A 19,605-nucleotide genomic window follows, 5' to 3' on the forward strand; every position below is an offset into this window, starting at 1 on the left:
TTTTTAATTATGTAAAGGTCAACATGCGATCTTTTTTTCCTATTTTTACAATAATCTATTAATTTGATTTTTGGATCTTAAAGTTTACGTTCATTTCCTTTATCCAATTAATAGTTTCTTTAGTTTCATTCCATGCTTCTAAACTATATTTCATATAATGCATAGCTTCTGCATCACTGCCAAATCTAGAGATTCTAGGTAATACTTTAGGAATTTTCTTTTGTTTTAATATATATGGTATTACAAATGAATTTTTCTTATATGCTTTTCTTATAGCATCTTCTGCTTCTTTTATTTTTCCTGTTTCATAAAGTAATAAAGCTTTATTATACGATACCGCTGCTAAATAATCATTATCATATTTTTCAAATAATTTTTCTGCATCATCATATCTTTTTTCAATTAATAGCCAACTAGATAATATCCCTCTTGCCATTAAGTTGTCTTTTTCATTAAATTCTAATATTTCAAACGCATTATCTATAGCTTCATTTTTTTCACCCATTTTCCATAATTGAATAGCTAAAGTATATTTAGCTCCGAAGAATGGTTGCGCTTCTTTCTTATTAAACTGTTCTTTAGATGCAGTTTTTAAGTCATCAATACCTAATATATATTTACCTGAGTCAACTGCTTTAACTAATAACTCTTTCTTATCATTATTAGTTAAACTTAAATCTTTAGATAAAATTATGTATGCATCTGAGCAATACTCACAAACACTTAAGGCTTCTTTTGCAAGTTTTACTTTTTTATTAAAATTCTTTTCAGCCCACGCTTTTCTCATTATTTTTTGAGCTTTTATAAATTCTTCAGTAATTCTAATATTTTCTTCTGATGCGTTAGTTTCTTCTTTTTCAACTACTACTTCTTCTTTGTCATTTAAAGCATCACTTTTGTCATTAGATTTTACTATCCATATTTCATCATCTTTTGTTATATTCAATAAATTTCTTACTTCTTTTGATTTCATAGAGCCAGTACTATTACTTACTCCAAATTCTTTATATAAATCAAGAGCTTTAATATACGGCTCGTCTTTAACATCAAATAAATTATTCACTGTTCCAATTGCATGAACAACACCTGCTGCCCATGAAGAGCTCTTTCCTTTTTTTAATGAATCTTCATGATTCATTTCTAAGTCATGTAACGCTTTTATACAAATTTTTTCATATTGTTCATTAAGATATTGATTTGAAAAGACTTTTATCTTTCCAAGAATTTCTTCATATTTTTCAACTATTGAGTTAGGTAAATTTTGCATTATTTTTATAACTCCTTTTTTAAAATCTCTCATAAGGTTTCATTATTCACTAATATAATTAAAATATCTTATAATTAAAATATTGCTCTTTATTTTTGATACCTTTATATTATATATTTTAATTATATTATCAGCAAGTATTATACGTAATAGAACCACTTAATTATATCACATTATATTAAAATATATATTTTAATACTTTTTAGCAATATCTATAAACTTTATTCATATATATCTGTAAACGTATTTTTATAAATTAATTATGATTTATAAAAAATTACTTTCATTAGGCGGTGATATATTGTTATCAATAGATTTGTACTATTTTTTTAAAATCTTATCTACTCCATATGATAAATTCAATTTACTTTCAAAAGAGAAATGTAATGTAAGTGATAATATTTTTGAAGACTTGTACTTAAAAAAATGTTTTAATTCTTTATGGTTAAAAAAACTAAATAGCCAAATAAATAATATAAAATATAAATATAAATTTAACATAATTGAAAAAAATCATAACTTACTTAAAATAAAATTCAACTATCTACAATCCTTTACTTTAAACAATTCACCAAAAGGTGTAATATCATCTTCCTTAGATGAGTATATACTTATATTAAATAAAAGTGATCATAAATTTAAAATAATATTTCTAGCTAATAAAGAAGAATCACCTGAATTATATGAAGATATGCTAAAAAAAGATCTTCTGCAAATAATCAATATTATTTCTTCTAATAAAATAGGTATTTGGAGTTCTAAAATAAAAGTTTTAGATCGTTTATATAAAAAATATCTAGAAAATAATAATTGTTACAGAACACCTTATACTTCTGATAGAAGTTTTTCCTATGATCCATTAAAAGCTTGTAAATACGCAGAAAAATTTGCTTTGACTCCTAATAAAGATTATACATCTTTTGAGGGTATAGGTGGCGATTGTACTAATTTTATTTCTCAATCAATTCATTTTGGAGGGCTAAAGACTTCAAATTCATGGAAGCCTTATAGTAATGCTTGGGTTAGAGTTGAAGACCTATATTCATATATTATAAAAAATAAACTCGGATTTGAAGTTAATAAAAATTCCCCTTTTAAAAAAGGTACTATAGTACAATTTTATACACCTAAAATAGGTAGGTTTTTTCATTCTGGAATAATAACTCATTTACTTCCAGATGGAGATTACCTTTATTGTTGTCATAGCTATAACAAATTAAACTATCCATTAAGTTTAACCTACCCTATAATGTACCCTAAAATAAGGGGAATTGAAATATATTAGAATCTCTTCTTTAAATTTTTGTGCTATGTTTTAAATATGAGATGATATATATATATTAGATTTAGTAATATTATGAGATTTGATTTCTCAATAATATAGGATACCTTAGAATGATTCAAACTAAGATATCCTATATATTTAAATTATTTAAACTGTTATTTCACTTTTAATTTTTAAAGATTTTTCATTACTCTCTATAATAGGATTTACATATTCATCAATAAATTCTACTACTTGACTTGGTGCTCTACCAACAAATTTCTTAGCATCTATTATTGATAGTATTTCATCCTTAGTAAGTCCAAAGGAATCATCACTTATTATTCTTTCTATTAGATCATTATCTAATCCTTCACCTTTAACTCTTTGAGCTGCTGCCATAGAATGAACTCTTATTTTTTCATGTAATTCTTGTCTATCCTTACCTCTTTTTACTGCTTCCATCATTATATTTTCAGTAGCCATAAATGGTAATTCTCTAGCTACATGTGCTGCTATTACTTTATCATATACCACCATATTTTCAGCTATGTTCATATAAAGATTTAATACTCCATCTAAAGCCAAGAATCCTTCTGCAACTGATAATCTCTTATTAGCTGAATCATCTAATGTTCTTTCAAACCATTGAGTTCCTGCTGTTATTGCTGGATTTAAAGCATCTACTATTACATATCTAGCTAGTGCACTAATTCTTTCACTTCTCATAGGATTTCTCTTATAAGCCATTGCTGATGATCCTATTTGATTTTTTTCAAAAGGTTCTTCCATTTCTTTCATACTTTGAAGTAATCTTAAGTCATTACTAAACTTATAAGCACTTTGTGCAATTTCTGATAATGTATTTAAAACTATTGAATCAAGTTTTCTTGGATAAGTTTGACCTGTAACTCCAAAACTCTTATCAAATCCCATCTTTTCTGCTATCATTTTATCTAATTTTTTAACTTTTTCCTCATCACCATCAAATAATTCCATAAAACTAGCTTGAGTTCCAGTTGTTCCTTTTACTCCTCTTAGTTTTAAATTATGTATTACAAAATCTATATTTTCAATGTCCATAACTAAATCTTGCATCCACAAAGTCGCTCTTTTTCCTACTGTAGTTAATTGAGCTGGTTGGTAATGTGTAAATCCTAATGTAGGTAAATCTTTATATTGAGTAGCAAAATTCTTTAAGTGATTTAATACTGTTACTATCTTATCTTTTATTAATAAAAGTGCATCTCTCATTATTATTACATCTGTGTTATCACCTACGTAACAAGAAGTAGCTCCAAGATGGATTATACCCTTAGCAGTTGGACATTGTAACCCATATGCGTACACATGGCTCATTACATCATGTCTTACTTCTTTTTCTTTTTTTATAGCTTCTTCATAATTTATATTATTAACATTTGATTTTAATTCATTTACTTGTTCTTCTGTTATATTTAAGCCTAGCTCTCTTTCACCTTCAGCAAGAGCTACCCATAATTTTCTCCAAGTTGTAAATTTCATATCATCTGAAAAAATAAAACTCATTTCTTTAGATGCATATCTTGAATTTAATGGTGTGCTATATAAATTTCTCATACAAAAACCTCCACACGAATATATTTTATTTTTTTTATTTCAACATTCGTATTATAACATATTTTTTATATTTTGATAGTATTTTATTTAAAAATTTAGTTAATGTTATTATTTTTTATCTTCAATCATATATATAAACATAATGTATATTAAGTTAGGAGTGAACAAAATGTATAAATTAAATATATTTGATAAAATTGCTTTTATTTTAGTTATTCTTGGTGCCTTTAATTGGGGCTTAATAGGGTTACTAAATATTAATTTAGTAACTATATTTTCTTTTGGAATACCTATAATTCAAAGAATAATATATATAATGATCTTCTTATCATCATTAAACTTAGTTTCATTGCTATTTAAATGTGATAGTAATTTAAATAAAAAAATTAATTAAGATAGTTATTATTATATTTTTCCAATAAGTAAATAATATTATTCTTATATTTGCTTATTGGAAAAATTCTATTGTAATTAGAATTTTATACATAACAAAAGAGATGTCGCCTAAATTTATATACGTTTTAGGGACATCTCTTTTTAATAAATATTAATCGTCTAAAGATTGAACTAAACTAACTAATTCTTCAACTGCTAGTGCTTCATCATCTCCAGATGCTGAAATTTTTATTGCAGCATCTTTAGTTACGGCTAAAGATAAAACTCCTATTAAGCTCTTAACGTTTGCTTTCTTACCATTGTATTCTATGCTAACGTCTGACTTAAATCCTGAAGCCTTCTTAACTAATAATGTTGCTGGTCTAGCATGAAGACCTGATGAACTTTTTACTATAACTTCTTTTGATACCATTATATCCACCTCTTTACAAAAAATTAATTAATAAATATAGCATCCAACTATTTTAGTATATACTGTTTTATGAGTAATTTCAACTTAAAAATAATTAAGATGCATATTACTAAATGTTTTTTATCTTATCTAGGTTGTACTATAAGTTTTATTGCTGTTCTTTCTTCTCCATCTATCAGTATATCTGTAAAAGCTGGTACACAAATAATATCCTTTCCACTCGGTGCTACAAAACCTCTAGCTATTGCTATAGCTTTAACTGCTTGATTTATTGCTCCAGCTCCTACTGCTTGTATTTCCGCTATATTCTTTTCTTTTATTATTGCCGCTAATGCGCCTGCTACAGAATTAGGATTTGATTTAGTTGATACCTTTAATACTTCCATTTTTATTATTCCTCCTAGAATCATTATACAAAATCGTTTACATTAATATATATTCTATATAATCTATGAAAATCCCTTTATTTATTATAATATTTTATAAATAAAAAAAGATAAAATGCATAGTTCTTATACATTTTATCTTTTAATTTTATTTAGCAAAATCTACCGTTCTAGTTTCTCTTATTACATTAATCTTAATTTGTCCTGGATATTCAAGTTGTTCTTCTACGCTCTTCACTAAATTTCTAGCTAATTCAGCAGTACCAGCATCGTCAACTTTATCTGGTTTAACAATAATTCTTATTTCTCTTCCAGCTTGAATGGCATATGACTTTTCTACACCCTCATAAGAATTTGCGATTTCTTCTAGTTTTTCCAATCTCTTAATATATGCTTCTAATGTTTCTCTTCTTGCTCCCGGTCTAGCTGCTGATATAGCATCTGCTGCTTGAACCAATACTGCTTCTAAAGATTGCATTTCCACATCTCCATGATGGGCTGCTACAGCATTTATCACTAATGGTTGCTCATGATATTTCTTAGCAAGATCTCCTCCAATTAGTGCATGAGGACCTTCTTGCTCCTGATCTACAGCTTTACCGATATCATGTAGTAATCCTGCTCTTTTAGCTAGAGTAACATCTAAACCTAATTCTGAAGCCATTAAACCAGCTAAATATGAAACTTCTATGGAATGTTTTAATACATTTTGACCATAACTAGTTCTATACTTCAATCTACCAAGTAGTCTTATAATTTCTGGATGTAATCCATTTATGCCAGTTTCTAGGGTCGCTTGTTCCCCTTCTTCTTTTATATCATTCTCTACATCTTTAACTGCTCTTTCGACCATCTCTTCGATTCTTGCTGGATGTATTCTACCATCCACTATCAACTTTTCAAGTGCTATTCTTGCAACTTCTCTCCTTATTGGATCAAAGCTTGAAAGAATAACTGCTTCTGGAGTGTCATCTATTATTAAATCTACTCCTGTTAATGTTTCTAGAGTTCTAATGTTTCTTCCTTCTCTACCTATTATTCTACCCTTCATTTCATCATTTGGTAGCGCAACAACATGCACAGTAGTTTCAGACACATGATCTGCAGCACATCTTTGAATAGCAGTCGTGATTATTTCTCTTGATCTTTTGTCTGCTTCTTCTTTTGCTTTGCTTTCGATTTCTTTTATCATCAATGCAGCATCATGTGAAATTTCTCTTTTAACTTCGTCTAAAAGAATTTTACGAGCTTCTTCACTAGAAAGAGATGAAATTCTTTCCAATTCTTCTCTTCTTTGAGTGTATATTTCTTTTACATTGGCTTCTACTTGATCTATATCAAGCATTCTTTGATTAATTTTTTCTTCTCTTCTCTCTAGCGCATCACTCTTTTTATCAAGTGATTCTTCCTTTTGAATAACTCTTCTTTCAAGTCGTTGAATCTCATTTCTTCTTTCACGAGATTCTTTTTCAAAATCATTTCTTAACTTATGAACCTCTTCCTTAGCTTCAAGTATTGTTTCTTTTTGAAGAGCTTCTGCTTCTCTTTTAGCTCTTTCCAAAACATCTTGTGCTTCCTTTTCAAGAGATTCAATCTTGTCCTTTGATCCTTTTTGTATCATTTTATAAAGTAGTATTCCTAATACTAATAATATAATTAAATTTACTATTATTATTGAAATCCAAAATTTCATATCAACACCTCCTAGCTTGTTAAGCTATCTATTTTTGTAAACAAGAAATCGTAGTAGGTGTCATATTATTCTCACTGTATTGGGAATATGATAAACCAGTATTCCTTTTTATTCTATATTAAAAATAAAATTATGTCAAGCTTGCTATGATATTGTTATCATGCTGATATTTACTGAGTTACAAGAGCTTTTTTTATTTGCATTTGCTATAAAATTTTAGTAATAACACCATATATAATCATAAAAATATTTTCATATAACAATATTTATATATATCATCCTTTTTATTATCAAAAAAAGCAAAAGAAATCCTCCTTTTGCTTTTCATAATTATCTATTTATTTATCTGATTGTTCCTTATTTTCTTTACTTTTCACTTCTGATGATGTTTCTTTTATCACTTCATTCATTAACGGAAGATTGTGTTTTTCTCTTATTTGATTTTCTATATCTAATGCAACTTCCGGATTTTCTTTTAAGTATTGTTTAGCATTTTCTCTACCTTGACCTAATCTTATATCTCCATATGAGAACCATGCTCCACTTTTTTGTACTATTTCTTCCTTAACACCAACATCTACTATGTTACCTTCTCTTGAAATACCTTCGTTATACATTATGTCAAATTCTGCTTGTTTAAAAGGTGGTGCCACTTTATTCTTTGTTACTTTTATTCTTGTTCTATTACCAACAATACCATCACCCTGTTTTATAGAGTCTATTCTTCTTACATCAAGTCTTACTGAAGCATAGAACTTTAATGCTCTTCCTCCTGTTGTTGTTTCAGGTGAACCAAACATTACTCCAACTTTTTCTCTTAATTGATTAATGAAAATTGCTATACAGTTTGTTTTACTAATTGTACCTGCTAATTTTCTTAAAGCTTGCGACATTAATCTTGCTTGAAGTCCTATATGAGAATCTCCCATCTCCCCTTCAATTTCCGCTTTAGGAACTAATGCTGCAACTGAGTCAACTATAATTACATCAATTGCTCCTGAACGAACTAATGCCTCTGCTATTTCAAGACCTTGTTCTCCTGTATCCGGTTGAGAAACTATAAGATTTTCTGTATCTACTCCTAAGTTTCTTGCATAAGATGGATCTAGTGCATGTTCTGCATCTATAAATCCTACTGCTCCACCTTTTTTTTGTGCTTCTGCTGCTATGTGAAGAGCTATTGTTGTTTTACCTGAACTTTCTGGTCCATAAATTTCAATAATTCTTCCCTTTGGAACACCGCCGATTCCAAGTGCTATATCTAAATCTAAACATCCAGTTGAAATTGCATCAATATTTAATACACTATCTTCGCCTAACTTCATAACTGAACCTTTACCGAATTGCTTTTCTATTTGTCCCATAGCATTTTCAATTGCTTTTAATTTATTTACATCTATATTAGCCATAATGTTACCTTCCTCTCATCGAACTTATGTTCTATATATAATTATAATTTAACTATTATTATTAGTCAACAGTATTGATAAAAATTCCCCCTTTAAAATACATCTTAAAGAAGGAATTTATTATAATTATATCCATATTATATAATTTTAAACGTATCTATTTGTTAGTAGATATTGAATCTTTGTTTTTCTTAAAATATTCATATCCTGAAATTATAGTTATTATAACAGCCGCTATTAGCATTATATTTGGAACTGCACTAAAGAACCCCTTCCAAAATCCACTATTAATAACTAAATTAGTTAAATACTTCGAATCACCTATACTAATTTGTAATAGTAGTAATACTATAGCTATTATTTGTATTACTGTTTTTATCTTTCCCCACCAACTTGCTGCTATAACTCTTCCCTCAGAAGCAGCTAATGTTCTTAACCCTGATACTGCAAATTCACGTGCTATTATTATAACAGCAGCCCAGCTTGGAACTATTTGCATTTCAACTAATGTAATTAGTGCAGTTGTCACCAATAGTTTATCAGCCAAAGGATCCATAAACTTTCCAAAATTAGTGACTTGATTTCTACTTCTTGCAATATATCCATCAAGCTTATCTGTTAAGGCAGCTAAGATAAATATTATCGTAGCTATAAAATTACCATATGGTATTCCTTTAACAACTATAAATATCAGAAAAATAGGTACCAAAAATATTCTAATTAAAGTCAACTTATTTGCAAGATTCATCTTCAACAACTCCTATTAAATCGTAATCCATATTTTTGATTATTTTTACTTTAACAAATTCACCTATCTCCAATGTCTTAGGAGATTCAAAAAACACATTTCCATCTATATCAGGTGCCATCTCAAAATTTCTACCTTTGTAGAATTCACCATCATATTCTTCAATTAGAATATCATATTTTTTGTCAACTTTCAATTTATTTATATTATTAGAAAGTTTTTCTTGAGATAACATTAACTTTTCTTCTCTTTTTTCCTTTATGGCTTCATCTATTTGACCATCCATTTTAGAAGCTGGCGTATCTTCTTCTCTCGAATATTTAAAAACTCCTACTTTATCTAATTTATATTCTTGTAAAAATTCTAAAATTTCTTCAAAATCTTCTTGTGTTTCTTGTGGAAATCCTACTATGAAAGTTGTTCTAATTATAATGTTTGGTATACTCTTTCTAAGTTTTTCTATTTTATCAGTTATATCTTTCTTACTGGTTTTTCTTCCCATAAGTTTTAACACATGATCACTTATGTGTTGTATAGGTATATCTAAATATTTTACTACTTTATCATTTGTTGCGATTTCTTCTATTAATTCATCATATATTGCTTCCGGATAACAATATAAAACTCTAATCCACTTTATTCCTTCTATTTTAGATAACTCTTTTAATAATATGTGTAGATTCTTCTTACCATAAATGTCACTACCATATTGTGTTGTATCTTGAGCTATTAATATTAATTCTTTAACACCTTGGCTTGCTAAGTCTGTAGCTTCACTTATTATATTTTCCATTCTTCTACTTCTAAATTTTCCCCTTATTTTAGGAATTATACAATATGTGCAAAAATTATTACAACCTTCTGCAATTCTTATATATGCACTTTCTTTTTGTGTTGTAAGAATTCTGTCTCCTTCATTTATGTTTTCATCAGAATAATTTAATAATTTAGACGCCTCTTTATTTCCTTCAATAAATTCTGTGATAACTTTATCTATTTTATTATAATCATTAACTCCTAACATTATGTCTATTTCAGGTATAAGATTTTTTAATTCATCACCATATCTTTGTATTAAACATCCTGTTGCTATAAGAAGCTTACAATTATAATTATTTTTATATTCAGCCATTTCTAAAATAGTATCTATTGATTCTTGTTTAGCCGACCCTATAAACCCACATGTATTTACAATTATAACATCTGCTTCTTTTGCATTATTAGTTATTTCATATTCATTACTCATTTTTCCAAGGATGATTTCAGAATCCACTCTATTTTTATCGCATCCTAAACTCACCATTCCAACTTTGTACTTAGTCAAGTTTTTGTCCTCCTGTATTTTAATGTTTTTAATTATACCAAATTAATTATAATATTTATAGCTATATTATCAACTATAATTAATTATTTAAGTTTTCTTTTTTAATTCTCATCTTTTTCATCATATAATTCTTCTTTAGTAATTAATATCTTTCTTGGTCTACTTCCATCTTTTTCAGATATTATACCTCTTTCTTCTAACTGATCCATTATTCTAGAAGCCCTATTAAACCCTATCCTAAGTTTCCTTTGAAGAAAAGAAGTTGATGCTTGCTCGTATTCTATTACCGCATTTATGGCATCATTAAGTAGTTCATCAACATCATCACCATTTTCTGATATTGATGATTGAGCTTCATTGTTTATATGCTCTATTATTTCTTCTTCATAATTGCTAGTGCCTTGACTTGATTTTATAAAGGATATAACTTGTTCTACCTCTTCTTCTGATATAAAGCAACCTTGTACTCTAAGTGGTTTACTTTCACCAACTGGATAATATAACATATCTCCTTTACCAAGAAGTTTTTCTGCACCAGAGCTATCAAGTATTGTTCTAGAATCTATTTGAGACGAAACTGCAAATGATATTCTAGATGGTATATTGGCTTTAATTACACCTGTTATTACATCTACTGATGGTCTTTGAGTTGCTATTACTAAATGCATACCTGCTGCTCTAGCCATTTGTGCTAACCTACCTATATAATCTTCTACATCATTTGGACAAACCATCATTAAATCTGCTAATTCATCTACTATAATAACTATATAAGGGAGTTTTTCTTCTATTACTCCTTTATTAAATAATTCATTATATGATTCCATATTTCTAACACCCATCTCAGCAAAAAGCTTATATCTTTTTGTCATTTCATTTACTGCCCAGTTAAGCGCTGCTGCTGCCTTTTTAGGATCAGTAACTACTGGAATTAAAAGATGTGGTATTCCATTATAAACATTAAGTTCAACAACCTTAGGATCAACCATAAGAAGTTTCACTTCATTTGGACTATATTTATATAATAGACTTATTATTAAAGAATTTATACATACACTTTTTCCTGAACCCGTTGCCCCTGCAATTAATGTATGTGGCATCTTACTTAAGTCTCCTACAACACATTTCCCTGAAATATCTTTTCCAAGAGCAAAAGCTAATCTTTTACTTGAATTAATAAATTCTTTTGATTCTAAAACTTCTCTTAAAAATACTGCTACTTGATGTGAATTAGGAACTTCTATCCCTATAGCTGCCTTTCCTGGAATAGGTGCTTCTATTCTAATTCCTGACGCTGCTAATCCAAGAGCTATATCATCTGATAAATTAACTATTTTACTAACTTTAACACCAGGGCTTGGTTGTAATTCAAATCTTGTAACTGACGGACCCTTTGTTACTTGAGTAACTTTTGCATCTACTCCAAAATTTGATAATATTTCTTCAAGCTTACTAGCATTTTCTATTAATTCTTTTTTATCAGAACCCTTAAGTTTTTTATTGATTTTTAAAAGTTCTAACCCCGGATAAGAATATGGCATCTCATCTTTATCTTGTTCTTGATAAAGATTTTCTTCTATTTCACTGCTCATATTTTGTTTTTCTTCACTATTCAATTTTATTTTTTTATGAGTAGCTTTCTTCTCTTCTACAGTATTTTCAGCAATTTGATTTTCTATATCAGAAGAAAATTCACCTTCTACATCATCTTTAATATTGTCGTTTTTCATAAAATCTAAAATCTTTATTTTTTTATCTACACTTGATAAAAATGCATCTTTTTCTTTACTGATTATTGGAGCCTCTTCATCTTTCTCAACGACGTTTACAAATGTATTATCTAAAACTTTAACTTCTTTCTTAGATTTAGATATTACATTTCTCTCGCTTTTCATTTTTTTCCCTTTGTCTTTAGCTACAATCACTAAATCATATAAATTGATATCAAATATTAATATAAGTGAAATAATAGATAAAGTAAAAAATAATATATAAGTCCCTATTGCCCCTATAAACCTATATAAAGGGTAACATATAAAATAAGCTATTAATCCACCATGTAAACTTCCCTTATTATCAATAATAAACCTAATGTTGTCTCCAAAACTATTTGTATCATTCATCATTTGAATATTTATAATTGAGCAAGTTAATATTAATATTAATACTAACATTAAAATTCCTAAAAATCTTTTCCCAAACTTTACATTACCTCTAGTTTTGATATATTGAAAACCAAAATATATTAGATATATAGGTATTACATAAGAACCTACACCTATTAATAAATAAGAAAAATTTTGTGCTAAAGAGGATAGTAATCCTGCTAAAGAAGTGTATATAGCTATGGCAAGTATTACGCCTATTGCCATATATATTATTCCTAATATATCATTATTTATATTACTTTCTTTTTTAGTTTTTTTATTACTTCTTTTCGTTCCACTTCTGCTCACATTTAATCACCTCATTGTTAATTATTTCTACATAGATAAAACTTCTCCTTTAATAAGATACCACTAAAAATAAAAAACAGCCATAGATTTTTTTCTATAGCTGTTTAAATAATTAATTATTATTCAGTTAATTCCTTTAATTTTAATAAAGCTTCTTTTATTCCACCAACTTCATCTATAAGTCCACAATCAACGGCTTGCTTACCAATTAATATAGTTCCCACATCATTTAATAACTCATTTGTTTGTAGCATGAATTTCTCTAGCTCTTCTTCTTTGATATGTGATGTCCTTATAATAAATTCATTTATTCTTTCTTGCATTTTTTTAAAATACTCAAAAGTTTGTGCTACTCCTATTATAAATCCATTCATTCTCACAGGATGAACTATCATTGTTGCAGATGGAGTAATGAAAGAATAATCTGCAGCTGTTGCAAGAGGTACTCCTATCGAATGACCTCCACCTGTTACTATTGATACAGTTGGCTTAGACATACTTCTTATCATTTCTGCAATAGCAAGCCCTGCCTCTACATCTCCACCAACAGTATTTAAGACAATTAAAATGCCTTTAACATTATCGTTTTGTTCTAAATCTATCAATTGAGGTATAATATGCTCATATCTCGTAGCTTTAGTTTGAGGTGGCAATACCATATGACCTTCTATTTGCCCTATTATAGACAAGACTTGTATACTTTTGTTTGGTGTTACAGGAGCTGTATTTCCAAACTCCTTTATAGATTCCATTTTATTTTCAGCTTCACTATTATGATTTTTTTCATTATTATTTTCACCGTTAAATATATTGTTCATAAAAACATTCCTCCCATACAATTATTTTGTACCGAAGGAATGATTATATACCTACTTATTTTTACTATGATAAATTAAAAGTTTTATGAAGTACATTTATAGCTTTTTTAGTGTTTTCTGAGTGAATTAAACACCAAATTGTCATATTAGAGTCAGCTGTCTGTAACACTTCTACATTAGCTGTAATTAAAGATTTAATTATTTTAGCCATAACACCTGGTCTTCCATTCATTCTAGATCCTATAACTGCTATAGTACTACATTCTTCTATCAAATGATATTTTAAATTAAAATTAGTCAATATATTTTCTACAGTTCCTTTAACTTTAGAATTTATTGTAAATACTTGTCTATCAGGAAATATATTTATTAAATCTAAACTTATTTTGTTAGCAGCTAATAAATCCAACACATCTTGATATTTTATATTCCCCTCATTTTCAGAAAGTTTAATTAGAACTTGAATTCTATCTTTTTGATGTGTTATTCCTGTTATAATTCTTTCATTCTCTTTATCACCGAAATTATTTATTAACGTCCCTTTACAATTGCTCATAGTGTTTTTAATAACTAGTGGAATATTAGCTTTCATTGCTAGTTCTATTGCCCTTGGATGAATAACACTAGCGCCTTGATCAGCTAGTTGAAAAACTTCATTATAGCTTATTACATCTATTAAGCTAGCATCTTCTACAAGTCTTGGATCAGCCGTCATAATACCATCTACATCAGTATAAATTTCTATACTTTCCGCTTGAAGAGCAGCTCCAAGTATAGATGCCGTTGTATCACTTCCACCTCTTCCTAAAGTTGTAAAGTAACCATCCTCACATATTCCCTGAAATCCTGTAACTACCGGTACTCTTCCTTGAGATATTAAATTTAATATCTTTTTAGAATTAGTATCTATACATTTAGCATCTGTAAAATTGTTATTAGTTATAATTCCAGCTTGCCCACCTGTTAATGGAACTGCATCTATTCCTTCAGCATATAAATCATTACTCATTACAACTGAACTAATAAACTCACCACAGCACATAAGTAGATCTTGAGCTAGTTTATTTGATACTTTAAAATTTTCATTTACTAAAGATAATAATGTATCAGTTGCGTATGGTTCACCTTTTCTTCCCATTGCAGAAACAACTACAACTGGATTATATCCTTCTTTTTTTGCTTGTTTCACTTTTTCAATTACTCTTTGTCTTTTTTCTGGTGTTGAAACCGAAGTCCCCCCAAATTTTTGAACAACTATCTTCACGTGTTTAATTATTTATCAAAATAGTTAAATATAACTCTTTATACTTAATTTATTTTAATAAATATCCTCCCTTCATGATTACAAATATTACATTCTTAATAATATAATATTTGCATACCATTTTAAAGTTTAACTTTATTAAAGTTTAACTTTTTTTACTATTTCATCATCCGCATCAAGTATTATGGTTTTAGATCCTATTTTTTTTACACATTCCCAAGGAATCTCTAAAAACTCTTTGCTACCAAACATGCTAAATTTACTAGTACTTGTGTTAATAATTAAAAATTTAAAATTTCCATCATCATCTATTATTAAATCATTATTCACCAAATAATCATATTTTTCGCCATCATTAATATTTATTAACTCATATTTTTCTATATCACTTAAATATTTTACATTATTTAATTCATCCATAATATATATCCTCCTTGTTTGCTCATAACATAATATGATTAAAGAAGTATATTTATTACAAAATAAATTTATATGTTAACTTTATCTTTATTTAAAGAATTATTATATGCTTTTGTATCTGCCAATATTATTCTACTTAGTTCATTGTGATTTACCTCTTGACCTACATAACCAGCATTTAATATTCCTGGTTTAAAACACTCATCTAAAACACTTTGTATGTCATTTTGATTTATAGCATCTATCTTCCTTATAACATCTTCTTCTGTAAATACCTCATTAGTAAAAAGATAACTTTTAGCATTTGCAAACATTCTTGAACTCGTACTTTCTAGTCCTAAAATATAAGTAGCTTTTATTTTCTCTTTACTAATTTCTAATTGATTCTTTGTTATTCCCTTATTTGAGAATTCTATTACTTCTCTATTTATAACTTCAAGTGCTTTATGTGCATAATTTTTACTAAGCCCTGTATATATATTTATAGTTCCTGTTCCTTGAAACGGTTGCAAATAAGAACAAATTGTATAACATAAACCTAATTCCTCTCTTACTTTTTGAAAAAGTATAGAAGAAGCTCCACCACCCAAAACATTGTTTAAAAGCACTAATGGATAGCTGTTTTTATCTCTATATGGTAACCCCTTTAGCCCTAAAGAAATATGTAGCTGCTCTATTTCTTTATTAACATAGCCTGATTCACAATGTATTATTGGTTTATTATATTCAGGTATGTATTTTTTTTTGCTTTTCCAACTACCAAAACAATTTTCTATTAATTTTTTTAATTCTTTTTCATCAAATTTTCCACAAACTGATATTACTGAATTATAAGGAGTATATTTTTCACATATGAAATTTAAAATTTTTTCTCTAGTAAAAGATTTTATTTTAGGTATAGTTCCAAGTATAGGATATGATAATGAATTCTCTCTAAAAACAGCTTTTGAATGCTCATCATCTAATACATCTTCTGGCGAATCCTGGCTCATATTGATTTCCTCTATTACTACACCTTTTTCCTTTTCTATCTCTTCTTCATCAAAATTCGAATTTAATATCATATCTGAAAGTACATCTAAACTTAAATCTAAATGGGTATTTAAGGCTTTTATATAATAACAGGTTGCTTCTTTACTAGTAAATGCGTTTATTTGTCCACCTACATTTTCTATTTCCTCTACTATTTGTTTTGCACTTCTTTTTTTAGTTCCTTTAAAAAACATGTGTTCAATAAAATGAGATATTCCATTTACTTCCTCAGTCTCATTTCTAGAACCATTTTGTATCATTATTCCAACACTTACTGAATTTAAGGCATCTATCTTTTCTGTTATAACTCTAAGTCCATTATCTAAAGTATACGTATTATACATAATTATTGCTCTCCTTCCATCTATGAATTGCTTAAATCGTGTAGTTATAAAAATATTTTTCCCATAATAAATTTTAATATGAAATTTTTTTATTATATTTTTTCTTATTATATTTATATACTAACAATTCAATTCATGCTCTATGTTAAGGGGAATTTTTAAATGATTGTAATAAAAAAATCGCCAAAGCGATTTTATAGTCATTAATTTATATATATATTTATATAAAAACTATGAAAAAATTTAATAAAAGAACAAAAAGGCAATTTAATTGCCCTTTATTTTTCTTCTTTGTTTTCTTTGTTTTCTTGGTCTAAAAGAACATCTTTTCTTGAAAGATTTATTCTGCCTTGTGAATCAATTTCAGTAACTTTTACTAAAATTTCATCTCCTACAGAAACAACATCTTCTACTTTATTAACTCTTTCTTTATCTAATTTAGATATATGAACTAATCCTTCTTTATTTGGAAGAATTTCAACGAAAGCTCCAAATGTAGTTATTTTAGTTACTTTACCTAAATAAATTTCTCCAGCTTTAACATCTTTAGTTAATCCTTCGATTATCTTTATTGCTTCTTTTACACCTTCATGATCGCTTGAACTTACAAATACAGATCCATCTTCTTTTATATCAATCTTAACGCCTGTATCTTGAATTATCTTATTGATAACTTTACCACCTGCACCTATTACAGATCTTATTTTATCTGGATCTATTTGAATTGTTTCAGTCTTTGGTGCATATAAAGAAACATCTTCTCTTGGTGATGATATACATTCATTAATTTTATCTAGTATAGTCATTCTAGCTTTTCTTGCATCACGAATTGCATTTTCTACTACGTTAAAACTAAATCCTTTAAGCTTAGTATCAACTTGAATTGATGTAATTCCTTCAGTAGTACCTGCTACCTTAAAGTCCATATCTCCAAAGAAATCTTCTATTCCTTGAATATCAGTTAATACTTGTTCTTCTGATAAGTCTTCTGAAGTAATTAATCCCATAGCAATACCTGCCGCTGGTCTTTTTAGTGGAACACCTGCATCTAATAATGCTAATGTTGAACCACAAACTGATGCTTGTGAAGTAGATCCGTTTGAACTTAATACTTCTGATACTAATCTAATTGTATAAGGGAATTCTTCTTCAGATGGGATTAATGGTTCAAGTGCTCTTTCTGCTAAAGCTCCATGACCTATTTCTCTTCTACCTGGTCCTCTTAAAGGTTTTACTTCTCCTACACTATATCCTGGGAAGTTATAGTGATGCATATATCTCTTTGATTGAGCCTCATCTATTCCATCTAAGATTTGTATATCTCCTACAGCTCCTAATGTTGCTACTGTCATTACTTGAGTTAATCCTCTTGTAAATAATCCTGTTCCATGAGTTCTTGGAAGTAATCCAATTTCACAACCTAAAGGTCTTACTTGATCAAAAGCTCTTCCATCAGGTCTTCTCTTGTCTTTTAATAACATATGTCTTACGACTTTCTTTTGCATGTTATAAAGTACTTCTTTGATATCTCCGAATTTATCTTCATATTTTTCGCCAAATTCTTCTTTAACTTTTTGATTAACAGCATCTATAGCTGCATTTCTTTCATCTTTATCAGTTATATACATGGCTTCTTTTATCATATCTGAAGCAAATTCTTTTATATCTTTTTCTACTTCTTCATCAACAGTAAATAATGTTGGAACATCTTTTTCCTTACCAAACTTCTTAACTGCTTCTTCTTGGAAATTGATTATATTTTGACATTCATCAAATCCAAATTTAATAGCAGCAATCATAGTATCTTCAGGAATTTCATTTCCGCCTGCTTCTATCATCATTACTCTTTCTTTAGTTGCACAAACTGTTAAATGAAGAGTACTTTCTTCACGTTCAGTTGCATTTGGGTTAACTATAAAATTATTATCTATAAGTCCAACTTGAACTGCTGCAACTGGCATTGTAAAAGGTATGCTTGATAAGCATAATGCCATTGATGCTGCATTAATAGCTAATATTTCTGGTAAATTATCCTTTTCTACAGAAACAACAGTACAAACTACTTGAACATCATTTCTATATCCTTTTGGGAATAAAGGTCTTAGAGTTCTATCTACAGCTCTACCATTTAATATAGCTTTTTCTGATGGTCTTCCTTCTCTCTTTATAAAACCACCTGGTATTTTACCTACCGCATATAATCTTTCTTCATATTCAACACTTAGCGGGAAAAAATCAATTCCTACTCTTGGCTCACTTGATGCATTAACATTAGTTAAAATAACAGTATCTCCGTAGCTCATGAATGTAGCTGCATTTGATAGCATACCTATTTTCCCGAATTCAACTTTCATTTCTTTTCCAGCAATGTTAGTTGATAAAACGTTATTCATCTTTGAAACCCTCCTTTCAAACTCTCTTTATATTTTTTATAATTTCTTTAAAATAATAGAGCGGAAGATCCGCTCTAAAAATTATCTTCTTAAACCTAATTGTTTTACTATTGTTCTGTATCTTTCGATATCTTGATCAGCTAAATAGTTTAGAAGACCTCTTCTATGTCCAACCATCATCAAAAGACCTCTTCTTGAATGATGATCTTTTTTGTGAACTTTTAAATGTCCTGTTAATGAGTTAATTCTTTCTGTTAATAAAGCGATTTGAACTTCTGGTGAACCAGTGTCTCCTTCACTTCTTCCGTATTGGTTTATAATTTCTAATTTTCTTGCCTTATCCATAAGTGCACCTCCGTGTATTTTATCCCCTTATTTCC

The 19,605-nt window shown here is 28.2% G+C and carries 17 protein-coding genes; 2 read left to right on the forward strand and 15 right to left on the reverse strand.

All coding sequences use genetic code 11. The annotated features are described in order from the left end of the window. Positions 1-58: 58 nt before the first annotated feature. On the reverse strand, positions 59-1,267 hold the full coding sequence (locus RYM86_RS01500; protein ID WP_315076862.1) for a DUF6398 domain-containing protein: 1,209 nt from the start codon (positions 1,265-1,267) through the stop codon (positions 59-61). A gap of 262 nt (positions 1,268-1,529) precedes the next feature. Here RYM86_RS01500 and RYM86_RS01505 point away from each other — a divergent pair, with 262 nt between their 5' ends. Next, complete coding sequence (locus tag RYM86_RS01505) at positions 1,530-2,552, forward strand: amidase domain-containing protein (protein WP_315076864.1); 1,023 nt, start codon at positions 1,530-1,532, stop codon at positions 2,550-2,552. A gap of 147 nt (positions 2,553-2,699) precedes the next feature. Here RYM86_RS01505 and purB read toward each other — a convergent pair whose 3' ends face one another. Beyond that, a complete protein-coding gene (gene purB / locus RYM86_RS01510) occupies positions 2,700-4,130 on the reverse strand; it encodes an adenylosuccinate lyase (protein WP_315076867.1) in 1,431 nt (476 codons plus the stop codon). Between the two features lie 169 nt (positions 4,131-4,299). On the opposite strand from purB, the gene RYM86_RS01515 reads away from it, so the two are divergent. After that, positions 4,300-4,524: a DUF378 domain-containing protein gene (locus RYM86_RS01515; protein WP_315076871.1), complete on the forward strand. Its 225-nt coding sequence runs from the start codon at positions 4,300-4,302 to the stop codon at positions 4,522-4,524. Positions 4,525-4,677: 153 nt separating this feature from the next. On the opposite strand, the gene RYM86_RS01520 is transcribed toward RYM86_RS01515, so the two are convergent. From RYM86_RS01520 to rpsO, 13 genes are all read right to left on the reverse strand, one after another. Beyond that, positions 4,678-4,938, reverse strand: a complete 261-nt coding sequence (locus RYM86_RS01520) for an HPr family phosphocarrier protein (RefSeq protein ID WP_003373177.1) — start codon at positions 4,936-4,938, stop codon at positions 4,678-4,680. A 125-nt stretch (positions 4,939-5,063) separates the two neighbouring features. Then, positions 5,064-5,324 (reverse strand): stage V sporulation protein S, encoded by a 261-nt coding sequence (locus RYM86_RS01525; RefSeq protein WP_035784435.1) that lies wholly within the window; start codon positions 5,322-5,324, stop codon positions 5,064-5,066. 148 nt (positions 5,325-5,472) lie between these two features. After that, positions 5,473-7,017, reverse strand: a complete 1,545-nt coding sequence (rny, locus tag RYM86_RS01530) for a ribonuclease Y (RefSeq protein ID WP_315076905.1) — start codon at positions 7,015-7,017, stop codon at positions 5,473-5,475. A gap of 338 nt (positions 7,018-7,355) precedes the next feature. Further along, positions 7,356-8,426, reverse strand: a complete 1,071-nt coding sequence (recA, locus tag RYM86_RS01535) for a recombinase RecA (RefSeq protein ID WP_315076908.1) — start codon at positions 8,424-8,426, stop codon at positions 7,356-7,358. 157 nt (positions 8,427-8,583) lie between these two features. Continuing rightward, positions 8,584-9,174, reverse strand: coding sequence for a CDP-diacylglycerol--glycerol-3-phosphate 3-phosphatidyltransferase (gene pgsA, locus RYM86_RS01540; protein ID WP_315076911.1), 591 nt, complete (start codon positions 9,172-9,174; stop codon positions 8,584-8,586). Continuing rightward, the gene (rimO, locus tag RYM86_RS01545) at positions 9,158-10,498 is read right to left on the reverse strand and encodes a 30S ribosomal protein S12 methylthiotransferase RimO (protein WP_315076913.1); all 1,341 of its coding nucleotides are present in this window, start codon (positions 10,496-10,498) and stop codon (positions 9,158-9,160) included. Before rimO ends, pgsA begins: the two co-directional genes overlap by 17 nt. 101 nt (positions 10,499-10,599) lie before the next feature. After that, a complete protein-coding gene (locus tag RYM86_RS01550; RefSeq protein ID WP_315076916.1) occupies positions 10,600-12,954 on the reverse strand; it encodes a DNA translocase FtsK 4TM domain-containing protein in 2,355 nt (784 codons plus the stop codon). A 119-nt stretch (positions 12,955-13,073) separates the two neighbouring features. Beyond that, positions 13,074-13,772 carry a ClpP family protease gene (locus RYM86_RS01555; protein ID WP_315076918.1) on the reverse strand — a complete coding sequence of 233 codons (699 nt, stop codon included), beginning with the start codon at positions 13,770-13,772 and terminating at the stop codon, positions 13,074-13,076. Between the two features lie 64 nt (positions 13,773-13,836). Continuing rightward, positions 13,837-15,036: an aspartate kinase gene (gene dapG / locus RYM86_RS01560; protein ID WP_315076921.1), complete on the reverse strand. Its 1,200-nt coding sequence runs from the start codon at positions 15,034-15,036 to the stop codon at positions 13,837-13,839. A 138-nt stretch (positions 15,037-15,174) separates the two neighbouring features. Beyond that, positions 15,175-15,456: a YlmC/YmxH family sporulation protein gene (locus tag RYM86_RS01565; protein WP_315076924.1), complete on the reverse strand. Its 282-nt coding sequence runs from the start codon at positions 15,454-15,456 to the stop codon at positions 15,175-15,177. 68 nt (positions 15,457-15,524) lie between these two features. Next, positions 15,525-16,832 (reverse strand): pitrilysin family protein, encoded by a 1,308-nt coding sequence (locus tag RYM86_RS01570; protein ID WP_315076927.1) that lies wholly within the window; start codon positions 16,830-16,832, stop codon positions 15,525-15,527. Between the two features lie 278 nt (positions 16,833-17,110). Then, complete coding sequence (locus tag RYM86_RS01575; protein WP_315076928.1) at positions 17,111-19,225, reverse strand: polyribonucleotide nucleotidyltransferase; 2,115 nt, start codon at positions 19,223-19,225, stop codon at positions 17,111-17,113. Between the two features lie 81 nt (positions 19,226-19,306). After that, on the reverse strand, positions 19,307-19,570 hold the full coding sequence (gene rpsO, locus RYM86_RS01580) for a 30S ribosomal protein S15 (protein ID WP_315076930.1): 264 nt from the start codon (positions 19,568-19,570) through the stop codon (positions 19,307-19,309). Positions 19,571-19,605: the final 35 nt, after the last annotated feature.

It is taken from the genome of uncultured Clostridium sp., from assembly GCF_963527835.1.
Lineage (GTDB): Bacteria > Bacillota > Clostridia > Clostridiales > Clostridiaceae > Clostridium.

What these genes read in the sequence shown, in the direction of transcription:
- RYM86_RS01515 (WP_315076871.1), top strand. Translation starts at nt 4,300, where the DNA reads ATGTATAAATTAAATATATTTGATAAAATTGCTTTTATTTTAGTTATT.
- rny (WP_315076905.1), bottom strand. Translation starts at nt 7,017, where the DNA reads ATGAAATTTTGGATTTCAATAATAATAGTAAATTTAATTATATTATTA.
- RYM86_RS01500 (WP_315076862.1), bottom strand. Translation starts at nt 1,267, where the DNA reads ATGCAAAATTTACCTAACTCAATAGTTGAAAAATATGAAGAAATTCTT.
- pgsA (WP_315076911.1), bottom strand. Translation starts at nt 9,174, where the DNA reads ATGAATCTTGCAAATAAGTTGACTTTAATTAGAATATTTTTGGTACCT.
- RYM86_RS01570 (WP_315076927.1), bottom strand. Translation starts at nt 16,832, where the DNA reads ATGTATAATACGTATACTTTAGATAATGGACTTAGAGTTATAACAGAA.
- RYM86_RS01525 (WP_035784435.1), bottom strand. Translation starts at nt 5,324, where the DNA reads ATGGAAGTATTAAAGGTATCAACTAAATCAAATCCTAATTCTGTAGCA.
- RYM86_RS01575 (WP_315076928.1), bottom strand. Translation starts at nt 19,225, where the DNA reads ATGAATAACGTTTTATCAACTAACATTGCTGGAAAAGAAATGAAAGTT.
- purB (WP_315076867.1), bottom strand. Translation starts at nt 4,130, where the DNA reads ATGAGAAATTTATATAGCACACCATTAAATTCAAGATATGCATCTAAA.
- RYM86_RS01520 (WP_003373177.1), bottom strand. Translation starts at nt 4,938, where the DNA reads ATGGTATCAAAAGAAGTTATAGTAAAAAGTTCATCAGGTCTTCATGCT.
- recA (WP_315076908.1), bottom strand. Translation starts at nt 8,426, where the DNA reads ATGGCTAATATAGATGTAAATAAATTAAAAGCAATTGAAAATGCTATG.
- RYM86_RS01565 (WP_315076924.1), bottom strand. Translation starts at nt 15,456, where the DNA reads ATGGATGAATTAAATAATGTAAAATATTTAAGTGATATAGAAAAATAT.
- RYM86_RS01505 (WP_315076864.1), top strand. Translation starts at nt 1,530, where the DNA reads ATGATTTATAAAAAATTACTTTCATTAGGCGGTGATATATTGTTATCA.
- rpsO (WP_315076930.1), bottom strand. Translation starts at nt 19,570, where the DNA reads ATGGATAAGGCAAGAAAATTAGAAATTATAAACCAATACGGAAGAAGT.
- RYM86_RS01555 (WP_315076918.1), bottom strand. Translation starts at nt 13,772, where the DNA reads ATGAACAATATATTTAACGGTGAAAATAATAATGAAAAAAATCATAAT.